Source organism: Adhaeribacter radiodurans (assembly GCF_014075995.1).
Taxonomy (GTDB): Bacteria; Bacteroidota; Bacteroidia; order Cytophagales; family Hymenobacteraceae; genus Adhaeribacter; species Adhaeribacter radiodurans.
In genome coordinates this window covers 3,569,898-3,593,760 of record NZ_CP055153.1, presented here as the reverse complement: position 1 = coordinate 3,593,760, position 23,863 = coordinate 3,569,898, and the positions used below count along the sequence as shown (strand labels likewise).

Annotated in this window: 24 protein-coding genes, 1 tRNA gene and 3 pseudogenes; 10 read left to right on the top strand and 18 right to left on the bottom strand. The window is 41.5% G+C overall.

The features are described 5' to 3' along the window. Positions 1 to 50 precede the first annotated feature (50 nt). The 5 genes from paaD to HUW48_RS14565 all read right to left on the bottom strand — a co-directional run bounded on the left by paaD (position 51) and on the right by HUW48_RS14565 (position 3,753). A complete protein-coding gene (gene paaD / locus HUW48_RS14585) occupies positions 51 to 533 on the bottom strand; it encodes a 1,2-phenylacetyl-CoA epoxidase subunit PaaD (RefSeq protein ID WP_182411645.1) in 483 nt (160 codons plus the stop codon). Positions 534 to 681: 148 nt separating this feature from the next. Then, a complete protein-coding gene (paaC, locus tag HUW48_RS14580) occupies positions 682 to 1,440 on the bottom strand; it encodes a 1,2-phenylacetyl-CoA epoxidase subunit PaaC (protein WP_182411644.1) in 759 nt (252 codons plus the stop codon). A gap of 5 nt (positions 1,441 to 1,445) precedes the next feature. Then, positions 1,446 to 2,069: a phenylacetic acid degradation b gene (locus HUW48_RS14575; protein WP_182411643.1), complete on the bottom strand. Its 624-nt coding sequence runs from the start codon at positions 2,067 to 2,069 to the stop codon at positions 1,446 to 1,448. Positions 2,070 to 2,174: 105 nt separating this feature from the next. Further along, on the bottom strand, positions 2,175 to 3,158 hold the full coding sequence (gene paaA / locus HUW48_RS14570; RefSeq protein WP_182411642.1) for a 1,2-phenylacetyl-CoA epoxidase subunit PaaA: 984 nt from the start codon (positions 3,156 to 3,158) through the stop codon (positions 2,175 to 2,177). Positions 3,159 to 3,165: 7 nt separating this feature from the next. Then, on the bottom strand, positions 3,166 to 3,753 hold the full coding sequence (locus HUW48_RS14565; RefSeq protein ID WP_182411641.1) for a TetR/AcrR family transcriptional regulator: 588 nt from the start codon (positions 3,751 to 3,753) through the stop codon (positions 3,166 to 3,168). Positions 3,754 to 4,011: 258 nt separating this feature from the next. Here HUW48_RS14565 and thiL point away from each other — a divergent pair, with 258 nt between their 5' ends. Together thiL and HUW48_RS14555 are read left to right on the top strand one after the other, a co-directional pair. Continuing rightward, positions 4,012 to 5,037, top strand: a complete 1,026-nt coding sequence (gene thiL, locus HUW48_RS14560; protein WP_182411640.1) for a thiamine-phosphate kinase — start codon at positions 4,012 to 4,014, stop codon at positions 5,035 to 5,037. A 240-nt stretch (positions 5,038 to 5,277) separates the two neighbouring features. Continuing rightward, positions 5,278 to 5,820, top strand: coding sequence for a hypothetical protein (locus tag HUW48_RS14555; protein ID WP_182411639.1), 543 nt, complete (start codon positions 5,278 to 5,280; stop codon positions 5,818 to 5,820). Between the two features lie 168 nt (positions 5,821 to 5,988). On the opposite strand, the gene HUW48_RS14550 is transcribed toward HUW48_RS14555, so the two are convergent. The 5 genes from HUW48_RS14550 to rlmD form a co-directional block, all read right to left on the bottom strand. Continuing rightward, positions 5,989 to 6,402, bottom strand: coding sequence for a VOC family protein (locus tag HUW48_RS14550; protein ID WP_182411638.1), 414 nt, complete (start codon positions 6,400 to 6,402; stop codon positions 5,989 to 5,991). A gap of 56 nt (positions 6,403 to 6,458) precedes the next feature. Next, the gene (locus HUW48_RS14545) at positions 6,459 to 7,190 is read right to left on the bottom strand and encodes a helix-turn-helix transcriptional regulator (RefSeq protein WP_182411637.1); all 732 of its coding nucleotides are present in this window, start codon (positions 7,188 to 7,190) and stop codon (positions 6,459 to 6,461) included. A gap of 172 nt (positions 7,191 to 7,362) precedes the next feature. Next, a complete protein-coding gene (locus HUW48_RS14540) occupies positions 7,363 to 8,211 on the bottom strand; it encodes a DUF1206 domain-containing protein (RefSeq protein WP_182411636.1) in 849 nt (282 codons plus the stop codon). 234 nt (positions 8,212 to 8,445) lie between these two features. After that, positions 8,446 to 8,814 carry a hypothetical protein gene (locus tag HUW48_RS14535; RefSeq protein ID WP_182411635.1) on the bottom strand — a complete coding sequence of 123 codons (369 nt, stop codon included), beginning with the start codon at positions 8,812 to 8,814 and terminating at the stop codon, positions 8,446 to 8,448. Between the two features lie 310 nt (positions 8,815 to 9,124). Next, a complete protein-coding gene (rlmD, locus tag HUW48_RS14530) occupies positions 9,125 to 10,477 on the bottom strand; it encodes a 23S rRNA (uracil(1939)-C(5))-methyltransferase RlmD (RefSeq protein WP_182416387.1) in 1,353 nt (450 codons plus the stop codon). A gap of 176 nt (positions 10,478 to 10,653) precedes the next feature. On the opposite strand from rlmD, the gene HUW48_RS14525 reads away from it, so the two are divergent. Continuing rightward, entirely contained in the window at positions 10,654 to 11,460 is an 807-nt protein-coding gene (locus tag HUW48_RS14525) for an SDR family oxidoreductase (protein WP_182411634.1), read from the top strand. A gap of 21 nt (positions 11,461 to 11,481) precedes the next feature. Here HUW48_RS14525 and HUW48_RS14520 read toward each other — a convergent pair whose 3' ends face one another. Beyond that, positions 11,482 to 12,216: a tetratricopeptide repeat protein gene (locus HUW48_RS14520; RefSeq protein ID WP_182411633.1), complete on the bottom strand. Its 735-nt coding sequence runs from the start codon at positions 12,214 to 12,216 to the stop codon at positions 11,482 to 11,484. A 70-nt stretch (positions 12,217 to 12,286) separates the two neighbouring features. Between HUW48_RS14520 and HUW48_RS14515 the strand changes: the two genes are divergently transcribed. The 3 genes from HUW48_RS14515 to HUW48_RS14505 all read left to right on the top strand — a co-directional run bounded on the left by HUW48_RS14515 (position 12,287) and on the right by HUW48_RS14505 (position 13,863). Next, positions 12,287 to 12,362, top strand: a tRNA-Lys gene (locus HUW48_RS14515). Positions 12,363 to 12,570: 208 nt separating this feature from the next. Continuing rightward, a complete protein-coding gene (locus tag HUW48_RS27050) occupies positions 12,571 to 12,747 on the top strand; it encodes an ATP-binding domain-containing protein (protein WP_246343481.1) in 177 nt (58 codons plus the stop codon). 372 nt (positions 12,748 to 13,119) lie between these two features. Further along, the gene (locus HUW48_RS14505; RefSeq protein WP_182411632.1) at positions 13,120 to 13,863 is read left to right on the top strand and encodes a hypothetical protein; all 744 of its coding nucleotides are present in this window, start codon (positions 13,120 to 13,122) and stop codon (positions 13,861 to 13,863) included. 217 nt (positions 13,864 to 14,080) lie between these two features. Here HUW48_RS14505 and HUW48_RS14500 read toward each other — a convergent pair whose 3' ends face one another. The 7 genes from HUW48_RS14500 to HUW48_RS14475 all read right to left on the bottom strand — a co-directional run bounded on the left by HUW48_RS14500 (position 14,081) and on the right by HUW48_RS14475 (position 21,124). Beyond that, positions 14,081 to 15,211, bottom strand: a complete 1,131-nt coding sequence (locus HUW48_RS14500; protein ID WP_182411631.1) for an adenylate/guanylate cyclase domain-containing protein — start codon at positions 15,209 to 15,211, stop codon at positions 14,081 to 14,083. 96 nt (positions 15,212 to 15,307) lie between these two features. Continuing rightward, positions 15,308 to 16,141, bottom strand: a complete 834-nt coding sequence (locus HUW48_RS14495; RefSeq protein ID WP_182411630.1) for a helix-turn-helix domain-containing protein — start codon at positions 16,139 to 16,141, stop codon at positions 15,308 to 15,310. Between the two features lie 47 nt (positions 16,142 to 16,188). Continuing rightward, positions 16,189 to 16,683: a metallophosphoesterase gene (locus HUW48_RS27495; RefSeq protein ID WP_317173690.1), complete on the bottom strand. Its 495-nt coding sequence runs from the start codon at positions 16,681 to 16,683 to the stop codon at positions 16,189 to 16,191. 6 nt (positions 16,684 to 16,689) lie between these two features. After that, positions 16,690 to 17,436 carry a metallophosphoesterase gene (locus HUW48_RS27490; protein ID WP_317173689.1) on the bottom strand — a complete coding sequence of 249 codons (747 nt, stop codon included), beginning with the start codon at positions 17,434 to 17,436 and terminating at the stop codon, positions 16,690 to 16,692. A gap of 51 nt (positions 17,437 to 17,487) precedes the next feature. Then, entirely contained in the window at positions 17,488 to 18,216 is a 729-nt protein-coding gene (locus HUW48_RS14485) for an SDR family NAD(P)-dependent oxidoreductase (protein WP_182411629.1), read from the bottom strand. Positions 18,217 to 18,268: 52 nt separating this feature from the next. Beyond that, a complete protein-coding gene (locus tag HUW48_RS14480) occupies positions 18,269 to 19,276 on the bottom strand; it encodes an SDR family NAD(P)-dependent oxidoreductase (RefSeq protein WP_182411628.1) in 1,008 nt (335 codons plus the stop codon). A 327-nt stretch (positions 19,277 to 19,603) separates the two neighbouring features. Further along, complete coding sequence (locus tag HUW48_RS14475; RefSeq protein WP_182411627.1) at positions 19,604 to 21,124, bottom strand: IS1182 family transposase; 1,521 nt, start codon at positions 21,122 to 21,124, stop codon at positions 19,604 to 19,606. 194 nt (positions 21,125 to 21,318) lie between these two features. On the opposite strand from HUW48_RS14475, the pseudogene HUW48_RS14470 reads away from it, so the two are divergent. The 4 genes and pseudogenes from HUW48_RS14470 to HUW48_RS27045 form a co-directional block, all read left to right on the top strand. Then, a pseudogene (locus HUW48_RS14470) lies at positions 21,319 to 21,792 on the top strand (recombinase family protein). Positions 21,793 to 21,812: 20 nt separating this feature from the next. Then, positions 21,813 to 21,884 (top strand): annotated as a pseudogene (locus HUW48_RS27485) (hypothetical protein); the annotation flags it as partial. A gap of 216 nt (positions 21,885 to 22,100) precedes the next feature. Continuing rightward, the gene (locus HUW48_RS14465) at positions 22,101 to 22,565 is read left to right on the top strand and encodes a hypothetical protein (protein WP_182411626.1); all 465 of its coding nucleotides are present in this window, start codon (positions 22,101 to 22,103) and stop codon (positions 22,563 to 22,565) included. Between the two features lie 150 nt (positions 22,566 to 22,715). Further along, positions 22,716 to 23,728 (top strand): annotated as a pseudogene (locus HUW48_RS27045) (IS3 family transposase); the annotation flags it as partial. Positions 23,729 to 23,863 lie beyond the last annotated feature (135 nt).

The window sequence follows — 23,863 nt, the reverse complement described above, 5'->3', positions numbered from 1 at the left end:
CACCGCTATTTAAATTTTAAGGCCACCAGTCAGCAACTAACAACCAACAACTAAACCGGTTTAAACTGCTCGAAAAGTTGATGACAGTTACGGCAATAATGCATGGAGCGGCAAAGTGTTGGACCAAATGGAGTGCGCAAAGTAGTATCGGTGCTTTGGCAATACGGACAAATGGCTTGTTCTAAAATGTCTAAATCCAGGATGAGGTTGTAAGTAGGAGGGGGAGCTAACCCAAATTGCTGTAAAGCTTTTCTACCTTTTTCCGAAATTTTATTTGAGTTCCAGGGTTCATCAAAGTTTAAAGTAACGGTATATTCAGAAACGCCGTGTTCTTGCAAAGTGTCTTCTACTGCTTTTTTCATGTAAGCCATTGCCGGGCACCCAGCAAAAGTGGGAGTGAGGACAATATTTACTAATTCTTCATTCGTAATTTCTACTTTGGTTATAACACCTAAATCTACCAGCGATAAAACCGGAATCTCCGGATCTTTTACCTCCTCTAACCAGGTCCATATTTGTTCGGGAGTGGTCATCTGTTAAGCTGTCGGGTTTAAGTTCTAAGTTCTAAGTAGTAAGTACTGGAAGTGTTAAGTTTAATCTTACCTAAAACCTACGAATCAATTTAATCAGGTGAACAACTAACAACATGCAACTAACAACTAACAACGAGCAACTAAATTATCACCATTCCGCATTTGGGTCAATGTTATAAACTTCGGTCATTTCGTTGAGTAAAGCTTGTAAATACGGAGTGTGCTGCCCCATTCTACCTCCTAGTGCGGGAGTTAAAGTATTTGGAATTGGTACTTTTAAATTTGTTTGACCTAGTATGGTTTCAATTTTAGCCAGCCAGTCTTGCTTTAATTTTACTTCGCCAATAAATAATTTACTTGAGATTATTTGTTCTTCGTAAATACTTTCTTCAAAAATTCCTAGAGCATACGGCCAGGCTTCTTCTAAAGCTTTTTGTAAACGCTCTGTACTTTCCGGGGTAGCAGTACCCAACTGACGAATTAGGGTATTGGCGTGCAATACGTGGTATTTTAATTCACTTTTAAGTTTAACGGCTACTTTCGCCAAAGGCTCGTAGGTAGATTGAGTTAAGGCTTCGAAGCGTAACAATTCTGCGTTATCAAACAAAAAATGCCGCATTAAACTAAATGCGTAATCTCCGATGGGTAATTCTACTAAATGACAGCAATGAAACTGGTTGGCATTCCGCATAAAAGCCAACGTGTCCGGATCGGCTTCGCCTAGTTCGTGGAGTAATTGGTACAAAGCCAGGCTATGGCCTAGTTTATCCTGCGCCATCGACGAAAAAGCAATGTCTTCTTCCAGCAACGGTCCAATGCCGGTCCATTCCGAATTGCGGTGACCTAGTATTAATTGATCGTCGGCCATTTTGTACAGTAAATCCACCAAAGCAAATTCAGAATCCATTTGTGTTATCGGTTGGAAGCGTGTAATTGTTTAAACTGGTTAATTTTTTCCATTACTTTATAGGCGGCAGCTTCGCGGTATTTTTTCTCAGAAGTGTTCAACCAAATGTCTTCGTTTGCCGGATCGGTGCGGTATAAATCAGCGGTACGTACTACCCAAATGTTTACGCACGGCTCCTGCGCAAAATTTTCTTTAGCCGCCTGCAAAGCTTCTTCCGGCGAATAAGCTTGCACCGTGCCGACGTGGTTATGGGCTTTCCCGCGTTTTTTCAGGTGAAATATTTCATATGCTTCTAACGGGGTGTTCCCAGTTTCTCCGGCAGCTGGTCGTAGTAAATCGTAAACAGATTGATTATCGTCGGTATAAAAACTAACGTGGATGGTGTTGGTTGCCGCTAGCCATAACCCCTTACAAGTAGCCCGCCGACTGTATTGTTCTTTCGCGAATACAAAAGCCATTTCCAGGTTAGGTGCATGAACCGGCCCCACGTACCCGTAAGGCATATTGGGTTTCTTTTGCTGAAAAACCTCGTACGTCTCAAACTGATCTAATGGCTTTTTAATTTCCTCAACTGGTTCTGCGGAAATTGCTAATCGGTTTATCCGGGGGTCGCAAGATGCTGATAACATAGTAGAGACTTAAAAGTGATGCGTGAAAAGTTGATGTAAAAACCTTTTACAAGTTGTAAATAGTAAATTTGGCAGCTTCTCAATTGAACAAGAGTTCAATTTTATTTAAGCTAAAGGTTGCACATAGCGGGCTTCTGGTCGGAGCAAGGCTTGGCGCACCCAGGCGCCTTTTTCTTCGGCGGTTCGTCTAACAGCTAAACGCTCCGCGTTACAAGGACCATTACCATTTATAACCTGCTTAAATTCTTCCCAGTCCGGTTCGGTGTATTCCCAGGTGCCTGTTTCGTTTTTGCTTAGTTTAGGATCGGGTAAGGTTAAGCCTATTTCCCATAGTTTTGGTACGTACATATCCAGGAATTGCTGGCGACATTCGTCGTTGGTAGCCATTTTTAATTTCCATTTCATCAGAATTTCGGTGTGTACCGAAATTTTATCCGGCGGACCAAAAAACATCATAATCGGCTTCCACCAGCGGTTTAAGGCTTCCTGTATCATTTGGCGTTGTTTGGGTGTGCCGGTTGCCAGGTGTACCACCGCATCGTGCCCGTATTTCAAATGGAAAGATTCTTCCACGCAAATCCGTTCCAAGGCCCGACAATAAGGGCCGTAGCTGCCTTTGGCATTGGCTAATTGGTTTACAATAGCGCCCGCATCAATTAACCACGAAATTACCGTAGAATCGGCCCAGGTAGGAGTAGGGTAATTAAATACATTGGAATATTTCGATTTTCCGGAAAGTAAATCATTCATCATTTCTTCCCGGGTTTTACCCAGAGTTTCGGCGGCACTGTATAACAATTGTGCGTGGCCCACTTCGTCCTGTACTTTGGCTAGTTGGGCCATTTTACGTTTATAACCGGGTGCCCGCGTAATCCAGGCTCCTTCGGGCAAGGCACCTATAATTTCGGAATGCGCGTGCTGTTCAATCATCCGGATTAATTGTTTGCGGTAAAGAGCCGGCATCCAATCCATGGGTTCAATTTTCTCCCCACGGGCAATGCGCGCTTCAAACGCAGCTAATATTATTGGATCCTCATTCAGGATTGTATCGCCTGGTTTAACTTCGAAAATGCTTCCTCCTCCGTACATATTCTGATTAATTAGAAATTTTTCCTTTTACAATGCCATGCAAAAATATACTATTAAAATTTGTGGCTATTTCTGTTGGGGTTAATATACCGTCGGGGTTATACCATTGGGCAATTCCGTTTAAACTGGCCAACAGAACCCGGGTAGTTAGGTGCACATCGTTAAATTTAAACTCACCTTTCGCTTTGCCTGTTTTTAGTAAATCCCGGAATTTAGCTTCGTATTCTGTTTGTAATTTTATTATTTGCCCCAAATAAGGTTCGCTTAAATGCCGCCATTCTGTCTGAAAAACGGTTGCTGCCTCTAAATTGGTGGTAATTACCCGCACGTGTTCCACAATGGCGGCTTGCAACTGATCCGTTGAGGTACCCGGCTGGCTTACGGCATTTTGAAAACCCGTAAAAAAATCATTAGCTAACCGGAAACAAACCTTCTGCAAAATTTCTTCTTTCGATCGAATATGCGCGTAAATACTGGCCGCCTCCATGCCCAGCGACTGGGCTAACGTTCGCATGGAAGTAGCGGCAAAGCCCTGGGTTTTAAATAAACGGGTAGCAGTTTGCTCAATTTGTTCTTTTCGGTTTACCAAACTCATTCATTTACATTTACTTAAATATACGCAAACTAACGTTCGTTAGGTAAATAATTTTCTTTATTTCTGATAAATTTTTAATTTAAATCATTCTTTAGAAGTAATTAAAGAAAAAGCAGAAGTAATTTATTCCATTAGTTATTCTAAGGCTACGGTTTTATATGCGCTCTTTAGGCGTCCTGAGAAATAGATTAATTTGGTCAGGTTGCGTACCTTTGAAGTGCCTGCACCGGAATAAAACCGGTAATTAAACAAAAAAAAATGAGCGAATATACTTCTTTAAACGAACTGGGTGAATTTGGCTTGATCAACGTTATTAAGCAATCCGTTCAATTACATAATTCTTCTACCATAACAGGTATTGGCGACGATGCCGCCGTACTGGAACCAACCCAGAAGCAAATAGTGGTGTCAACGGATATGCTGGTAGAAGGCATTCACTTCGATTTAACTTTTTGCCCTTTAAAGCATTTGGGTTATAAAGCCGTAGCCGTAAATGTTTCGGATATAGCCGCCATGAATGCCATACCCACGCAAATTACGGTTAGTTTAGCTATTAGCGCCCGCTATACTTTAGAAGCTATTCAGGAATTATACGCCGGTATCCGGGCGGCCTGCGCTAACTACAAAGTTGATTTAGTAGGTGGCGATACTACTTCTTCCAATTCCGGGTTAATTATTAGCATTACGGCCATTGGGGAAGTAGCTGCCGGCGATGCCGTTTTACGCAGTACGGCCAAAGTAAATGATTTGGTATGTGTAACCGGCGATTTAGGCGCTGCTTATTTAGGTTTGCAAGTATTAAACCGGGAAAAACAAGCATTTATGGCGAACCCCGATATGCAACCAGAATTGGAAAAGAAAGAATATTTAGTAGAGCGCCAATTAAAGCCAGAAGCCCGCATGGATGTTATTCATGAATTAAAAGAACTCGGCGTAAAACCTACCGCCATGATTGATATTTCAGATGGATTAGCTTCTGAACTCATGCACATTTGTACTCAATCGGGAGTTGGAGCTACTATTTTTCAGGATAAACTGCCCGCCGACGAACAGGTTTTGGATACCGCCGAAGAATTTAAAATTGATCCGGTTACTTGTATATTAAACGGTGGCGAAGATTACGAACTTTTATTTACGGTAGCTCTCTCCGACTACGAAAAGATTCGGAACCATCCGGATATTACCATTATCGGCAAAATTGCCGAAAAGCAGGAAGGCGTTCGCATTGTTATGCCAAGCGGCAATGCCTACCCGTTACAAGCCCAGGGATGGCGCCATTTTTAAGTATATTTAGAAGCAGTTTTATTTTATAATACTAAGCTTTACCCTTCAGCGTTAGATTAAAAATGATTAATTATTAAAAGGTAATTATCTAAAATTAATAACCTAATCTTATTTGGATAGAAAAAGAACATTGAGAATTAGCATTATATAATAATAGCTTACAATAACTTAAATTTAGCCATTTGCCCATATAATAGAGCTTAATGAGCAGGTAAGAAATTATAATTAAGTAGGAGGATTATGAAAAACATACTTATCCTGATTCTTCTGATTTTTATAAATAATAGCTATTCTTATGGCCAAATAGAAGGGCGGACGTATCCACGGGTAGATACGTATCCGGTTGGGGGTTCTCTTAAAATTGAAAGGGACCATCCTTTAATTTTGATAGGTACTTTAGAAACCAATGCGCCTTCTTTAATTTTGAATCCTGAAAATTTACTAATTGTAAAAACCTACCAGGAACCCAACGATTTAAAGTTTTTTGGCGATAAAGGAGTAAATGGCGTTTTAATTGGCGAGCTCAAGGAAAAAACACCTTTACTCCGCTTGGACGAAGTGCTGGATTATTTTGAAGTTCCTGTAACCGATCGTTACCTGAAAGTTTTGGTAGATAAAAACTTAGTGGACCCGGCACTTTTCTTGGCCGATGTAAAAAGAATAAAGAAAATAGAAGTACTGGAGGTAACTGAACAAGAGGTTTTATTAAATTTAGTGTATAACCACTGGGCTAAAGTTAAAGGAGAAAAATACTTAAATATTATCACCCAAGAAGAAGAGTAGTTCCGACCATCGTTGAAGCATTGGCGAAGGTTGGGTAATTCAAAATTTCAGTTCCTTGTTTGTAGTAAAGGTAAATGAATTAACTAATGGGCAGCACCAATTCGTCTGCCCATTTTTTTTAATGCATTGTTACCAGAAGCGCTTTTATTAGTTTACCATCTCATTATTTTAGCCGGCTTTCCCATCAAATTTCAAGACTGCTTCGGGTGTAACAGGAGTAAATAAATTCACAAGGTTTCCGTCTGGGTCACGAAACAAAAGGGACTTATTGCCCCAAGGCATTGTTGTTGGCTTTTGCACAAGGCAAGTTTGAAGAACGTCAGACAATCTTTGGTAGTCGTCGCCTACATCTTTTACTAAGAATTCTATTATTGCTGTACTATTTTGGGCAGCTTTGGCGACCTCTTCTCCGCCAAAAAATTGTAAAGTCCTGATGCTGCCGATGGCTAAAGTACCCGATTGGGTTGGCAGTTCAGCAAAATCGTCTGTGTATTGTGTGGCTGGTATTCCAGTTACCTGCTCATAAAATTTTACCAACTTCTTCACGTCAGTCGTAATGATTCTAATGGAAACGAGATTCATAATCCTATTTTTAGTTTTGTTAAGAAATACTTTGTTGATGCAAAGATGAAATAGGGTTATGACAGGAGTGTGTCAGGGGTGATAAACTTTTTTTTCTTTTCGTCTAAATATTCGGCAAGGGTCAGCGCGTGGGGCTTGAAACTTAATTCAAGTAATTTGATTTTTAAAATTCTATCCAGCCGGAACATTCTGAAATCTTTTCTTAATCTGCAATAAGCAATGAGCAACCAGCTTTCCTGCAAGCTGTAATACAAGGCAAATGGTTCTATCTTCCGCTCGGTTATTTCGTCTTTGTGTTCTGAATGATAGGTGATATCCAAGACCTTAAAAGAAGTAAGTGCATTTTGAATTAATGTGAGTGAACCACTTGGATTAGCATGGGATAAGGCTGGACTAATAGCAATTCGGTTGGATAATAATTCGACTTTCTCTTTTGTTGAATATTGCAATACAGCTTTTACCTTGCTGATTGCTGTTGTGTATTCTTTGCTCAGCGAAGTATCTCCACTTTTTGAAATTAACTGTTCTGCCGTTACTAAAGCGTTTGCTTCATTTTCTGTGAACATGACTGGGGGTACTTTGTAACCTTCCATTAAGGTGTAACCCTTGCCAATCTCTGTTAAAATGGGAACGCCTGCTTGTTCCAATGCTTTTATGTCACGGTAAATGGTTCTGATACTTACATTAAATTGCTCCGAAAGTTGAGTAGCAGTTAAAAGCCGTTTTGTTTGTAGTTGTGTAACAATTGCCGTGAGTCTTGAAATTCGTTTTACATCGTTATCATTCATTAGTAAGGCAGTATAATTAATCGCATAGCATTACTGCTAACTGGTTTTTAAAGGTAGTACACCTTTCCGGTAAAATTTACCTGTAAGGTGTACTACCTTTAATAATACATTCTTGTTTTGTTAAAATTATCTGTTAAGCCAGGTAATCAAATACTATTATAATTATATAGGTTTATCCATGCGTGTTAATTATTTCACATTTCGCCCGGACAAACATAAATATACCATAACCTATTAAGCCTAAAGCCACGGCACCCAAAAGAAAAGAACCAAAACTGGCATTTTCTAAAAAAGAGAAAGCATTTTGAGTTCCTCCTGCTTCGGAGGCGTTGGCATGAAGAGCAGCTTTCAGGAAGAGAAAACCTATAATTCCCCAAACAATACCCCTAGCCGTGTAGCCGATTTTCCCGGCACGTAATAACAGTTTTTGTACTTCGGGCCGCAATTGGTTGGCTTGTATTTTTTTCAAGTATTCGCCAGAGTAGGCCCGATATATTTGGTAAATACCCAGAAAAATAATACCCAAGGCCAGAGCGCCCACTAACCACTGACCAAAAGGTTTATCTAGTAACTGATGCACCAAGGATTGCTGTGTATTATCATTACCTGATTGCCCCGAACTTTTGCCTAAAGCCTCCTTACCGGCATAGAAGGCAAATCCCAGATAAACAATGCCACTAAAGGCATACCCAATCCGACGACCTATCCCTTTTGGTTTCGTTCCTTTGTGTTCCGTATCCATAAAAGCCTCGATAAAACGCCAAACGGCAAAGCATAATAATCCAAGGGCAACTAGGCCAATAAGTATTTTACCAAAAGGTTGTTCCTGAATAAAGTGAAAAATACCTGCTTTACTGGTGTCTTGAACAGTTTTACCATTTAAATCAAAAGCCGCCATAAAGGCCATTAACCCAACTAAACAGTAAACAATTCCTTTAGCGGTAAGACCAACGCGGGCAAAGAGCGTTATCCAATGGGGTTGCGGATGAGTAAGAGAGGAAGATACACTTGTTATATTCATAGTTTTAAGAGTAAGATTTAATTGTGATTTCTTACTCTTAAAAACTTAAATTTGTTTTGCCGCATTAATTTAGTAAATCTCAAGCCAAGCCATATAATGCAAAGGTTGTTTAAAGGATTTAACTACTAAAATTTTAGTTAAATTCTTTAATGCTGGAAGGCTTCAGGTAAGAGCTTATGACTTCAAAGCTAATACGATCTAGTAATTACCAGCATAGAAAAACTAATCAGAATATTAATCCTCCGGAAAAGGAATAAATACGAAATTGGTAAACTCCTCATCAATTACGAATAAACAGCAGAACTCGTCAGGGTTTTTATAAGCTTCTTTAAAGTCATCTACTTTATCCAAGGCAATAATTTTACGGCCTACAAAATCATCCAGGTACGAAGCGTAGATGTGCCATTGCAGGGCTAACTCGTCGGCGTTAATAAGTAAAGAGCCAATGGGAGTAGCTTGTTTGGTAAAAACAAAAATAGGGAATTCTGAAATTTTTCGTTTCCGGATCTGGTACGATGCCTCTTTTAAGGTATCGGCTATTACCGCAAAATCCTGGGTGATGGTGCCTAAGTATTTACCGTTTAATTCGGGATCGTTTTGCATGGTTTAAGTTGTACGTTTTATGTTATAGGTAGTACGTTTACTAAATTTAGTATAACAATAATTGTATTAAAAAGTAATATTGACCCCAGGAAGTCGCCGTCTAGTAATTCATTATTTGTCTTATAATTGCTCCTGTTATTTTAATAAATTTTCCATAGGACAATTACTACTTTGCAAGGTGTTATTACTCGTTTCCCTCACCACTTAACCACAATACCTAAAGAAGGAAGAATTGTATGTCCGAATCATAAAATAATCTAATATAGGCTTCTTACTTGCCATTTTAAATCTATTACCTACAACCTGTTACCTAATTAGCTTGCAACGAAACAATGTTTTCAACGTGATGAGTTTGTGGGAACATATCTACGGGCTGCACGCGGGTAACCGTGTATTTTTCGGAAAGTAATTCCAGGTCCCGCGCTTGAGTAGCAGGGTTACAGCTTACGTAAACAATCTTTTTTGGATTAATTTCTAAAAGCCGGGCTACTACATCCGGGTGCATACCTGCCCGCGGCGGATCCGTAATAATCACATCCGGAGTGCCGTGTTGCGCTACAAATTCGGGAGTAAGTACGTCTTTTAAATCACCCGCAAAAAATTTTGTGTTAGTAATCTCGTTTATTTGCGAATTTAAAATAGCATCATCTATGGCGCTTGGTACGTATTCTACCCCCACTACTTCCCGGCAATGGCGCGCAACAAAGTTGGCAATGGTACCGGCCCCGGTGTACAAGTCGTACACTAACTCCGTACCGGTTAAATCTGCCATTTCGCGCGTTAACCGGTACAATTCATAAGCCTGTTCCGAGTTGGTCTGGTAAAACGATTTTGGCCCTACCCGAAAGCGCAAACCTTCCATTTCTTCGTGGATGTAAGGCTCTCCTTTGTAACAAATTACGTCCAGATCGTGAAATGTTTCGTTTCCTTTATTATTTACCACGTATTGCAGCGACGTAATTTGCGGAAATGACTGGTGCAGAAAATCAAGCAGCGCTGTTATTTTTTCCTGATCGTTGTGGTATACCTGCAAAATGACCATTAAATCGCCGGTATTAGCCGTACGAATAATAAGGTTCCGCAGGAAACCATCTATTTTATACAGATTATTAAATTCCAGTTGATGATCCTTGGCGTACTTACGCACCGATAACCGGATGCCGTTAGATGGATCTGTTTGCAGGTAACAATGTTTGATATCCAGAATTTTATCGAACCGGCCCGGAATGTGAAAGCCTAAAGCCTCCCGCTCGAATTCGTTCCCCGATTTAATTTGTTCAGTGGTTAACCAACCATTATCAGAAAAGGTATATTCCAGTTTGTTGCGGTAATAAGTTGTTTTAGCCGAACCTTTTATAGGGTCTATGGGCGGTAAGGCAATTTTACCGATACGTTCCAGGTTATCTTTCACTTGCTTTTGCTTGTAGTAGAGCTGGGTTTCGTAACTGATATGCTGCCATTTACACCCCCCGCAAACACCAAAGTGTTCGCAAAATGGCTCCACGCGCAAATCAGAATAAGAAACAAAACGGATGGGTGTGCCTTCCCAAAAACTTTTCTTTTGTTTGGTTATGCGCATATCCACTACATCGCCGGGTGCTACGCCTTTTACAAATACTACGCGATTTTCGTAACGGGCCAGGCAATTGCCCTCCGCTACCATTTCTTCAATGCGCAGATTGGTGATAATGGGTAAATTCTTATATTTTTTCACGATTCGGCAAAATTACGCAGTTTTACCGGAGGCAAAAAATCTTAGGAGTTTAAACCCGCTTGTTTTTAAATTGGAGCAGATTAAAACCATAAATCTTACCTTTGTGGGCGGTATAAAAAAGTAAAATGAAAGATAAAGTAGTAGTAATAACTGGTAGCACATCGGGTATTGGGAAAGCCTGCGCGTTTGCCTTCGGGGAAGCAGGAGCAAAAGTAGTTATTTCGGGGCGAGATGCCGTTAAACTAAAATCTACCGCTGATGAACTTACGCAAAAAGGAATAATTTGCCGGGCAGTGCAGAGCGATGTTAGCCAGGAAGCAGATGCGCAAAACTTAATTTCCGAAACTATTCAGCAGTTTGGCAAGTTGGATATTCTTATTAATAATGCGGGCATTTCCATGCGGGCTTTATTTCAGAACCTGGATTTAGCGGTGATTAAGCAGGTAATGGATATAAATTTTTACGGTACTGTTTACGCTACCAAATACGCTTTGCCTTATATTTTAGAAAGTAAAGGTTCTGTTATTGGAATTTCTTCTATTGCCGGTTACCGCGGTTTACCCGGCCGTACAGGTTACTCGGCTTCAAAGTTTGCCATGCAGGGTTTCCTGGAGGCTTTACGTACCGAAGTAATGCACCAGGGAGTCCACGTTATGGTGGCCTGTCCGGGGTTTACCGCCTCTAATATCCGGAACACGGCCCTAAATGCGCAAGGCAACGTGCAGGGAGAATCGCCGCGGGCCGAAGAGAAAATGATGACGGCCGAAGAAGTGGCTACCCGAATATTAAAAGCTACTCAAAAACGCCAGCGTGAGGTTATAATGACTACCCAAGGAAAGTTAACCGTTTTCCTGAATAAATGGCTACCTGGTTTAACAGATAAATTAGTTTATAACGTAATGGCCAAAGAAAAAGACTCTCCCTTTAAGTAAATACGCAGCAATTTTATAAATTTAAGGAAGTACCAGTATGTTTTGCTTTCTAATATAAGCCCTTTGGTTTTTCCATTGTACTTCGTACCAAATATCTTTTTCTCCAGTTAATTTTAATTTATTACCCTGATTAGCCGTAGCCAGCCAGGTAGCACCCGCCGAAGGAGCCGACATTACCGGAATACGGTTGTGCCGGATAATGCCTTCCTGTCCAAAATCGAGGTAGTTAATGTAATACAATATAAAGCCCAGGTAAAAAACTAAACCTAATTTAAAATTACTGCTAACCGGTTTGTTTTGGCGCCGGAAAAAAGTAAAAGTAATAATGATAACTGCCAACACCAGCATCCCTTCCAGCAGGTGCAGGTAATATTTATTAAATTGGGTTTTAAAAAATTGTAAATCGCTGTATTCGTAACCGGTAAGTTGGTGCGCTTGGGCTAAATCTTCCATTTTACGCAGAACCGCCCGGTTGGGCGTTTTAGAGTAATATAAGTGCAAATAATACATAGCCCCGGTAAAATCATGCTGGCCCTCTTTAATGAAAGCCATTTTTAACAACATTCTGGGCGAGTACTGCTGATTATTAGCCAGTATTTTCTCGTAATGTGCCAAAGCTTCGGTGTAATGCTTTTGCTGAAACAACGAATCGGCAATAATAATGGAAAATTTATTTTCCTGACAATAAGTAGGTTGAGCAGATATAAAGAAAAAAAAGAAAATTATCCTTAAATATTTGAGACAACTATTTTGCATTCTAAAAATTCTCCCTTAGTTTTGCATCGCAATTGAGAGAAACACCTCCTGGTTGTAAAGGTAATAAAAAGATTCCGTAGCTCAGCTGGTAGAGCAATACACTTTTAATGTATGGGCCCTGGGTTCGAATCCCAGCGGGATCACCAAGTTAACCCTCTTAGTCCTAAACTGAGAGGGTTTTTTATTTTATTCGGAAATATATCGGACATCAATTTTGCGGAAGTAAATTCTTATAGACTTAGGTTTGGGCTTGGACCAGATATAATTGAAACTGCCTAAAAGACGGTCCACTTCCAGGCAGAGTGTATTTTTCAGCCTTTAGAGTAGATAAGAAAAGAATTATTACCTTTAAACATGACGTACACTCACTCCCCCAAAGAGCATATGCTGGAGCTAGATTTAGCCTGTGCTATTACCATTTATAAATCACAAGGAAGTGAGTTTGAAACCATCATTCCCTTAGTTATGCAGCACTTTGGCATGTTATTCCGGAATCTGGTTTATACGGGATTACCTGGGCCAAAAAGTTAGCGGTCTTTGTGGGTACCCGCAAAGCCTTGGCAATGGCCGTTCAAAAACAAAATACCGCCACCCGGCAAACGGTCTTGATCTACTTATTACAAGCGAACGGTTGAAGTAAATCTATATATGCTTTGTAGAACGGTTTAATTTATCATAAAACTGGTTATATGCCTCATTGCTTTCCACTATTCGCCTAGGAAATATTTGTTCTTCGGCACCCCTACATCTCTATTCATCGCCTAGTAAGTAGCAGTTGGAGGAAAAGGCTGCCGCTCCGAAGCTCCTTTTTGGCCTTCGCGGCAACGACTTGCTCCTTAGCTAGTATATAACCGTTAGAACCGGAGGAAGAACGGCTCAACTCACTTGCTGCAACCCACTAGAATGATGAAAAAAATAGGGAGTTTCCTTTTCGCCCTGAGTCTATCGCTAGGCTTACGGGCTCAAGACCAATCACCGGTGGCCAGCGCGGAACCGCTTGGATATTCCGCTCATTCCTTCTTGGTCGGCACCCAAATTCCACTGCAATTCACAGCGGGTTATGGTTATCGTTTTTCTAAGTACTTTTCTGCCCGAGTTCAGGGAGGTGTGCTTACCAAGCCTTATGAGGGCTATATCCGCCGCTCCCTGGAAGCGTTTGGTTTAGATAAGCAATTAGGCCGAGTCATTGCCAAATCTTTCCGGGGAGGCACTCTCCTGGCAACGGGAGCCAACTACCACTTTGGAAAAAGCTACACGGGACTTTACGGGCAATATATTCACCTACGGAGTGGGGGGGTTACCCCGGCCGATGCCTTAGGCATTTACTTTAAACAAGACTTTTCCAATTTCGATCCCCAAGGATTGCCGTCTTTTGTGTTTTCCATGCAGTCGAACCTGTGGCAAGTCGGGGCCTTATACGGCCGCCAGTTTCATTTTAGTAATCCCCGGTGGCGCCTCGATGCGGAGTTCAGTCTAGGCAAAGTGATAGCTTCCACCAGTAGTTTTTCCTCCAACCGGCTAGCCGTGGATCGTACGGGATTGGCGCAAACCTTGTACCAATACTTAGACCGGGAAGTGGGGACGGCCTACCAGCAACACGGCTGGTTGCCCACCATCAACCTGTACCTGGTTTACCAACTACAATAAGAGCAGGGAAAGGCGGAAAGATACAGTTCTATTCAGCCAGATACTGCTGATAAATCAGCAACAAACAAAAGTTAAGAGTTAGGTTTACATAATTCTACTTATAAGACTTACATAGCTGAGTAGGGGAGGCGAAAGAGGGGAATGTTTAATATGCAAGAATATATTTTTCTGACATTTTGGTTTAAAATAACATACTCCAACAAAGGGGGCGTCTTGCTCATTTTTCCTCAATCCAACCTACACTTAGTATCCCCACCTTCTCTGTTTTTCCTCGGAGCAGAATCATACCCAGAGCTTCAGTCTTTATTCCCTGATCTAATCCCAACTTGTTTAATAAAGATTCAGAAACAAGAAAGCTTTTCTGGTATTCGTTGCAAAGGCTCTGGATTCTGGCCGCAGTATTTAAAGTATCCCCATGATAAGCAATATCTTTTTTGATTTCACCTATTTCTACGGCCGTTACTTTCCCTGAATGAACACCGGCTTTAAATTCGGGTAGTAAGCCATAGTTTGTTAGATAAAAGCCGGCTCTATCCTGAAATTGTTTTTTACAGGCAAAGTAAAACCGGATACAATATTGATTGCTTAGACCTTCCGTTTCTGGCCAGGTGACCACAATTTCATCACCCACGTATTGATAAACTTGGGCCCGGAAGGGGAATAGTACTTCATTTATATCCGCAAAACAATCTCTGATGAAGGAACTGTACTTTAAATGTCCTAAGTTCTCGGCGATGGTAGTGGATGATTTTAAATCCATGAACATAAAAATTCTTTTTTCTTCCCGGGGGTACCGGTACCTACCTAATAGCAAAGGCACCAGAACACCGGGACCATACTTTTTATTTACCTGGTTAATGAAACTGATCACCAGCGTCATAAAAGAATAGTAAATCAGCAGAAGATAGAAAAGGTAATTCCACGACGCTGAATTTAAAATAATGCTTGTCAGATATGGAGATGGCAAAACAAAGAAGTTGAAAAAGACAAAACGTAAGAGCCATAAAAGCAGCGTAAGAAGCGCCAGGGAGCCAAGTGCTTTGAATAGAATAATTTTTCCAAGAGACATTTTTTTTAAAAATCTCCTATCCAAGTAATACCCTATTAACCCAAGGCTTACGCCATACAAAACTCCGGATGCAACGGCTAATAATAGCATAGGGCTTAATTTTCCTGTTGCAGGTAAATTATAAGCCTGATGCATTATCCTGGTCTGCAGGTGCATAATGGCTACCAACAGCAGGTTAACGATTATCCAAAAGTTTGCTTGCGTACCTACATACGTAAGCACGGGAAACCGGGCTGTATAGCGGTTCGCCCAGGTGGTGTACTCAAATTCCTTTGCCATTCTTTTTATGGTAGTTTATAAAATCAAGATGCTTGGTACTAAATGGCCAGTTGCTATTTATGCTTTTATTCTATTCATTATCTATTAGCCATTTTCCTAGGTAAGATATTGACTGTTGGCTTTTTGTTCCAGCAAGTCGGTGGGCGGGTAACCAAACTGTTTTTTAAAGGCAAAAGAAAAGTGCGACAAGTTTTCAAAACCTGTTTCATAACAAACGTCAACGGGTTTCTTATTTCTCTCGGCAAGTTGGTAATGCGCTAACTCCAACCGATTTTGAGTAAGCCATTTTTGCGGCGTGGTATTAAATGCTTTTTTAAAGTCCCTTTTAAAAGTGGTGAGGCTTCGGCCAGTCAAATAGCCAAATTTTTCGGTGGGCATGTTAAACATGTAGTTCTTTTCCATAAAGCTGATTAGATCCACTTTATGCGGATCATCAAAGTTGGCTAGCATGCTGTCAATTTTAGGGTCAATGGATCGTAAAATGCTAATTGCTTCCGTAATTTTTAAAAAAGCTAAGTTATCCGGGAACGGATCTTTCAAATCGAAGTAGGGGATTAAGGAAGCCAGGCAACTTTCCAGTAAGGGATGATGGTGGAAGCTGCGAATTCTTGGAACCGGTATTATTTCTGTTTTTACCTCCAAACGGTTATAAAAACTTCTTAGGATTTTTGTGGTTAAAAGCATTACCACAGTTTTATGCGGCAAACCATCTTTAGGATAATTAATGATGGTGGCCGGCTTATTTCTAGGAATCAAAAATATATCGCCGGTTTTAAAATGATGGGTAGCTTCGGCCTGCACAATCTTGGTTTCCCCGGAGATGAACCAGATGAGCATGTGTTGATCGAAGACAATCTCTGATTTAAAAAATTTATCTTCGTAACAGGAAAGTTTTATTTCGGGTGTCAGGTATTTGGATATATGCTCCATGGCTTAATAGCTATGAGTTAAATTACTAAATAGGTATAAGAACTAAGTTATGTTCTTGCTAATTTAAAAATGGTTATTTCGGGCGGCATCCCTACCCGTCCTGGATAACCAAGGTACCCGAAACCACGATTTACATACAATTGCTGTTCTCTTTTTTGATACAGACCAGCCCATTGTTTATAGGACCATTGTGCCGGAGAATAGGTTTTATCGCTAATTTCGATACCCAACTGCAAACCGTGGGTGTGACCACTGAACATAACATCAATATCCGGAAATTTACTGTTTACTTCCATATCCCAATGCGTGGGATCGTGACTAAGGAGTAATTTTACCGTTGCTTCATCGGTGCCTTTGATGGCTTTAGTTAAGTTGTTGTTATTTGGAAAAATGGATTCAGTAGCTGAAATATTTTGAACACCGATAATGGCCAGTTTTTCATCTCCCAGTATTACTATCCGATTATCGTCTACCAATAAGTCGTAGCCCAGAATTTTATGTGCTCGTTTTACATCCTTTACATTTTGGTTTTTAGCCTGCAAGCTTGGCTACCCCTTATAAGCTCCATAATCATGATTGCCTAAGGTACTGAATACACCAAGTGGGGCTTTTATTTTATTAAAGATGTGTATATAATCGTTTACCTCTTGTGCCCGATCATTCACTAAGTCACCAGTAAAAAATACCATATCCACTTTTTCTCTGATTAACATTTCTACGCCACCTTTTACCGCGACCTTATTAAAAAAAGAACCAGCATGTATGTCAGAGATTTGGGCTATAGTCATCCCCTCAAAAGCTTTCGGAAGATTCTTGATTACCAACCGGACATGCTGCTTGCGATAATCGTGCGCCCCCGAAATAATACCCCAGGTTAGGGTTACTGCCGGAATAGAGGTCGCCAGCAAAGCCGTTTTTATTAAGAATTCAGAACGGGTAATATTGCCATCATTCATTGCTGCTTCTGTACCACAAAATGCCTGCTTCCTTAACTTTTTGCCTAAAAATACTTTTTCTTTTGCCCATTTTAAAAACCGGAACATATCATCAATAAGTATAAATACCATCGAGAACAATTTCGAACAATAGATGATAAACAAGCCTGACAGGATCATGGTCCGGACACCCCGACCCAGCACCTCTGGATCAACAAAATTGTATACCCATAACCCAATCAATAACATTGCTGAAATAACCCAATAAATATAAAAAACAATAGCTCGGGTGGGTTTGCTATTTGTAAAGAAGGCGGATTTCGCCGCCTGCCATATATACCAATCCAGGAGCAGTAACATGCAGGTAAGGATTGGGATTACGATAAATTTACTGGCAGTCATCTGTTAAGTTTATACAGATTGACCACCGTCTACTAGATATTCTGCTCCCGTGATAAAGGAGGCGTCTTCGCTTAGCAGGAAGGTTATTAGTTTAGCTACTTCCTCCGGTTTGCCCATTCGGGATAAGGGAATAGTGCTCAATAGCTGCTCCTCCAGGTCTTGCTTCAGGCCAATCTTTTCCATTATCTCCGTTGCTACTGGCCCGGGACTAACCGCGTTTACTCTTACTTTTTGGGAAGCCAGTTCCACCGCCGCTATTTTCATAACAGCATTTAAAGCTGCTTTACTAGCGGCATATTCGGAGGCATTAGGCGGAGAAATAGAGGCAGATGTGGAGGATAGCAATACCACGGAGGCATTTTCATTTAATAAAGGAATAAACTTGCTCAAGGTAAAATAGGCGCCCTTGAAATTTACATTCATTACCTCGTCAAACATAGTTTCTTCGGCAAATTCAATGGGCGAGAATTTTGTTATACCCGCATTTATCAGCAACAAGTCAATTTTTCTATACTGTTTGGCGATTTCGGATGCTAGTTGGACAATATCTTTCACATTCGATTGATCGGCTATAAACCCAATGGCATTTAATTCAAGAGCAGCTTTTTGAATAGCATCTTTTCTTCGGCCGGTAATAATTACTTGAGCCCCTTGTTTAATAAGCTGGTTGGCGGTGGCATATCCGATGCCGCTATTACCACCGGTGATTACGGCAACTTTATTTTTAAAATCTGTCACTTTGCTTAAAATTAAAGGTGATTGATTAATTCAGTCTTGCTTAAAGCGAACATCAATCAACCTGGAATGTTATGCCGGTCATTTCTTCGCTTAATGTCCACAATCGTTTCGCATTAGCTTCATCCAAGGAATAAGGCTGTACACCGCTTGTTCCGGGTACTCCAGTAGCCAACAGTGCCACCTCCACATCTTCACAGTAAATGCCTCCAATGTTGTTTAGCAAAGGATTGGTAGCACACCAAACCGTAGTGGCAGCACCTTGGGGAATGGTTTTTAGGGAGGCTACCACTTCTAGTAAAATATTGCCTTCGGCATCGCAGAAGCCCATTTGCTGAAACAGCTCCAAGGGTGCTTCCCGACCCAGCTCGGTTCCATGAATAGAACCCGGGTGCAACGAATAAGCTCTTACATGGTATGCTTTGCTTCGGTTATCCAGCTCCAGCGCGAATAAATTATTGGCGGTTTTTGATTGCCCGTAGGCTTGTAATGTTTCGTACTCCCGGTGAAGAAAATTAGGATCCTCAAAATTGAAATCGGCAAACTGATGTCCCTGAGAAGATACATTAACTACTCGCGCCCCATTAGCTTGTTTAAGGGCGGGCCACAACCGGGCAACCAGTTGAAATTGCCCCAGGTAGTTAGTGGCCAATTGAGATTCAATACCCCGATTATTCCGGCGCAACGGCACCCACATAATCCCGGCATTGTTAATGAGCAAATGAAGTGGTCTGCCTGAGGCCAGAAACTCTTCTGCAAACGCATCAATGGAGGCCAAGTCGCTTAGATCCATTGCTGCTAATTCTACATTAGCAATGCCCTCCAGATTTTTCTTTGCTTTTTCGGTATCACGTGCCGGTACAATGACGGTGGCTCCGGCAGCAGCCAGTACTTTGGTAGTTTCCAGGCCAATGCCGGCATTCCCCCCGGTTACAATGGCGATTTTGCCAGTGAGATCAATGCTTTTGATTACATCACTAGCTGTGGAGGAGGCGTTAAATCCCGAGTTAATTGGTTTTTGCAGTTGTCCTTGGTAGTTGTTGATTTCTAATAAAGCTTTCATAATTGGTCTTTTTATTTTTGTTGAAACAAAGGTATTGACCATCAAAGCAATTGACTTTGTTTAGAAGTCCGATATTGCTTTGTTTAAAAGGCCATCCAAATTGGTGTTTTGACTGGAGCAGAATTGACTTATTTTATAAAATCCTCACCATGTATGAATGGTGCTGAGGAAGATTGGACCTATCTATAACTTGGGCTTGTGAAAGGTTGTCTAATCCGGAAATACGTTGACCAGATGTCTCAAGAAACGGTCGTGGCTGTTGCACAACTACCTTTTCAGCTGTGCCGATTTCCTTGTTCGAACTTATTTTCGCCCTTATAGTGCTCTCTAAGTTGAAAACTGCTTAGTAAGAGCAAAAGAATAGCGGATAAAAGCAGATTCTTGCTCTTTTTGGAGCGCAATGGCTTGGCTTACCACTTTCACCGGCTTAAACTTCAGATATTTTTTTAAGTTAAAAGCACAAGCAGCCAGCAGCATCACTTTGTGAGCCCCAGCTTTCCCGCGCACCCCTATTTTCCGGAGCCCATAGTGCTGAATCAAACTGCCAAAAACCGGCTCTACCGTGCTGTGTCGGAGCCGCTTCATGCGTTTGCCTTTTCTACTTTGTTGCCTGGCCAGAGCCCGCCGATACTCCGGATCGTAAGCGGTTCGCGTGATTTGCCGACATTGGCTTTTGGGAACACACGTTGGTTTTAAAGAACACTGTTTACAGTCCTGGTAAGTAGCCCGGTAGATTTTTAGTAACCCTCCCTCCGCATTGGTGTCATAGGTCTTAAAGGCGAGTACCTTCCCGGCCAGACAGGTGAAATGGTCTGCTTGTTGGTCGTAGGGAAAACCTGCTATCTCCGGTTTGTACTGACCAAATACAGGTATCCAGCCCGTTATCTTTCTTTGCTCTAAGAAGGCATAGTTACTTCCGTTAGAATAACCACCATCGGCTAGTAGTTCTGCTAAATGCAGATCATTATCTAATAGCCGTCGTTGCAATCTACAGGTAATAGCGGGCAGATATTGGCTGTCCCGGCCATCCGCAAAGTCCGCTTGCACGTGACTGATGACGCCTGTGGCCGTATCCACCGCCAGACTACAATGATAATTGAGTTGTCGGGCTTTGCCTGGTTTGACCGATATACGGGCATCCGGATCCGCTGGGCTGTAGTGCGTCTTATTACTGACCAGGCGTGCTTTCTCGTGATGGCCCCCTAAGCCTTTAGGAGTTTCTCTTAGATGATCCTGGTGCTTTTCTAACTTTCTTAACTGATGCTCGGGTGCCGAAACAAATTGCTCGGGCTTCCTGGTGGTATTTTGGCTTGGTCCATTGGTAGTAGGGGCATTTACTACCAGGTGCATTTCTAACGTTTCAGTGGGTTGTTTTAAAAGCAAGCTGTCCATGGAAGCATTCGCCTTAATAGGTGCGGAATCGATAGCATGCTGATGACCAGCAACCATGCCTTTCTCGACACATAAACGGAAAACTTGATCAAACAACGATTCGAACAAGGCCTCGGGGTAAAGCTGGCGGGTACGACTCACCGTGGAATGCCAGGGTAAGGGCTCATCTAACTGGTAGTCTAAAAAGTAAAGCAGATCTAGTCTAAGGCTACAATGTTCTATAAGTTTCCTATCACTAGTGATGTTCTCCAAGTAGCCCACCAAGCAGAGTTTAAGGAAAACAACCGGATCAATTGACTGCTGACCACATCGTCCGTAGTAAGGTTGGGTAAGCTCGTAGAGAAAATCTAGATTAAGCTGCTGCTTCAACTGGCGATAAAAGTTGTGTTCCGGTACGTGTGCCGAGAGCGAGAAGAGCAGCACCTTCTCATCTTCCACGACCTTCTTGCCCTGCATAATTTTAAAAATTAGTCCTAATCTTTTTCAACGATTAAGCTCAAACAGTAGGTTGTGCAACAGCCACGACCGTTTTACGAGACAAAATCAGAGCCTTCGAAAAGAGGCTTTTTTTGGCCAAAAACTGTATTAAATGACCATCTCACCAATCAAAAGTATTTTTGTATATTTGAGATGGCTTTCGTGAGACAAATATGAAAATCGGCTACGCCCGGGTCAGCACCCAGGATCAAAAAATAGAGCTACAATTAGATGCCTTGTCTAAGCAAGGTTGTGAACTCGTATTTCAGGAAAAGAAGTCGGGTAAGAACAAAGAACAACCGGCGCTGGAGATGTTGCTGGGGTAACTCTGCTCCGGCGATACCGTGGTCGTATGGAAGTTGGACCGGCTGGGTAGATCCTTGCGCGATCTGATTGACATGGTAGCCGAATTCAAGAAAAGGGGATTAGACTTCGTGAGTTTACAAGATAGCATTAACACCACTACTTCCACCGGTCGCTTTACCTTTAACATCTTTGCCTCCTTGGCGGAGTTTGAGCGGGAGATCATTAAGGAAAGAACAAAAGCCAGTTTGGTCGCAGCTAAGGCTCGCGGTAGAGCAGGAGGAAGGCCTACGGGTTTAACGCCCGAAGCGATGGAAAAGCCAAGTCCGCGAAACTTCTTCTAGAATCTGGCAAAAGAGCAGAGGAGATAGCTAAGATTCTGTATATTTCCCGGGCTACCTGTTATCGCTATTTGGAGTATGCTACTGAGTTTTAAACCAGATAACTTTTGCTGCTCATTATCCTAATTCTAATCTCCTGTAGGCTAAACCCACTTCAAAATATCTTAAAATTAATAAAGAAAAAGAGGCTGTTTTACATTATAAATTATTAATATAGAAAAAGTTTAGAAGGATCTTGGCTTTGTCGTTTTGTGGAGTCAGTTCAAAGAAGAAGGAGAGCAATCGACTATTTAAATTGGAGTAAGAACAGCATGGTTTATAATTTTAATTTTAAAGAGCTTACAGCTAATGAAGTAGTTCAAATCAAGCTAAATCCCCAATTGTCTTACTTGTATTTATTCTGGAAACAACATCCGAATAGTGAGCAGTTCAGAAATGCCTATCGTCTGGGCGTGTATTTAGCGTTAAAGTATAACATAAAATATTGGTTAGCTGATGCCCAGCATATGACTTACCTAGCAGGTTTCGACCAAAGTTGGCTAACCACGAAAATGCATCCCTTGTTAAAAAGTGGTAAACTTATCAAGTACGCCATCATCATGAGCCCTGATTGTTTTCTGATGACGCAGCATAAACCTAATTCTGCTTCATCCACCGAGAAGCAACCGGCCACTCGCTCTGATAATTTTCATCTATTTATGAATGAGGAGGAGGCTTGTTCCTGGTTATTTAAAGGAACAACTTACTCTCACAGTTACTCCTCTTTTATCCTGTAATATTATCAGCTACGAGGCAGATTCCAGTCTGTCAAACTTGCTTTACCTTATTATTATTTCTCTCAGCAGTATAAAGGTTTGATAGTTTGTAAGCTTCCCCAAAATTAGAACTGTTTAGCAAGAGAAAATCAATAACTTGAAACAGGGCTTATGAGAAGGAGAATCTTTACTCCTCAACAGATCACCAAAATCCTTTAAGAATTTGAGGAAGGCAAAATTGTCGCCGAAATTTGACGGGAGTATGGCCTGAGCCAAGCAGCTTTTTACAAGTGGCGGCAGCGCTATTATGGCATGGATGCGACTGAACTTAAAAGGCTTAAGGAATTAGAAGAAGAGAACCGGCGGCTGAAAGCGCTGTATGCTGAACTGGCTCTAAACTTGAAACTGGCGAAAGAAATTATCGAAAAAAAGCTCTGAAGCCCGGCCAAAAACGACAGATTGTAGCAGAGGCGTTTCACCTGCCACAAACCGGCATTACAAGGGCGTGCCGGGTGCTGAACTTAAGCAAGTCCGTTTACTATTATCAGTCATTTCAAGATCATCAGGTGGAGGAGGATGTGCTGCGGCAGAAAGCCGAGCAGCATCCCCAGGAAGGTTTTTGGAAAGCTTTTGGCCGGTTGCGCCAAGAAGGACAGCCATGTAATCATAAACGGGTCTACCGCATCTACAAAGTCTTAGGTTTAAACCTGCGGCGCAAAGCGAAAAAGCGTTTACTTACCCGCCTTCAGCAGCCCTTACAGGTGCCCGAGCAATTAAATCATACCTAATCGATTGATTTTATGAGTGACGCACTGCTGAACGGAAGAAAGTTTCGTTCATTCAATGTACTGGATGATTATAACCCGGAAGCTTGGTATATTAAAGTAGACTATTCCATAAAGAGCAATCGGGTAGTTTAAGTGCTCAACCATTTGCTTAAGCGTAGGGAAAAGCTAAAACGTATCCGCATGGATAGAAGGCCCGAGTTTATTGCCAGCTTAATGACTGAATGGAGCCAGCTTCATGGCATTAAGTTTCTTTTATCCAACCTGGCAAGCCCACCCAGAATGTTTGTATCTAATGGTTTAACGGTACTTTCCGCTGGCATGTACTCAATGCTTACTTATTTGAGAATGGATGAAGGCAGGGAAATCACCACCGTTTGGTTAGAGGATTACAATTATTAAGGACCACACGATGCTTTAGCCGGAATGGCTCCAGTAGAGTTTGCCCCGTAAAACTAAAGGAACAAGTATTATCCGCTTAACCAAAATTTATAATTTTACCCAGCTCTATAAACGGGAAACCAACATTAGTCT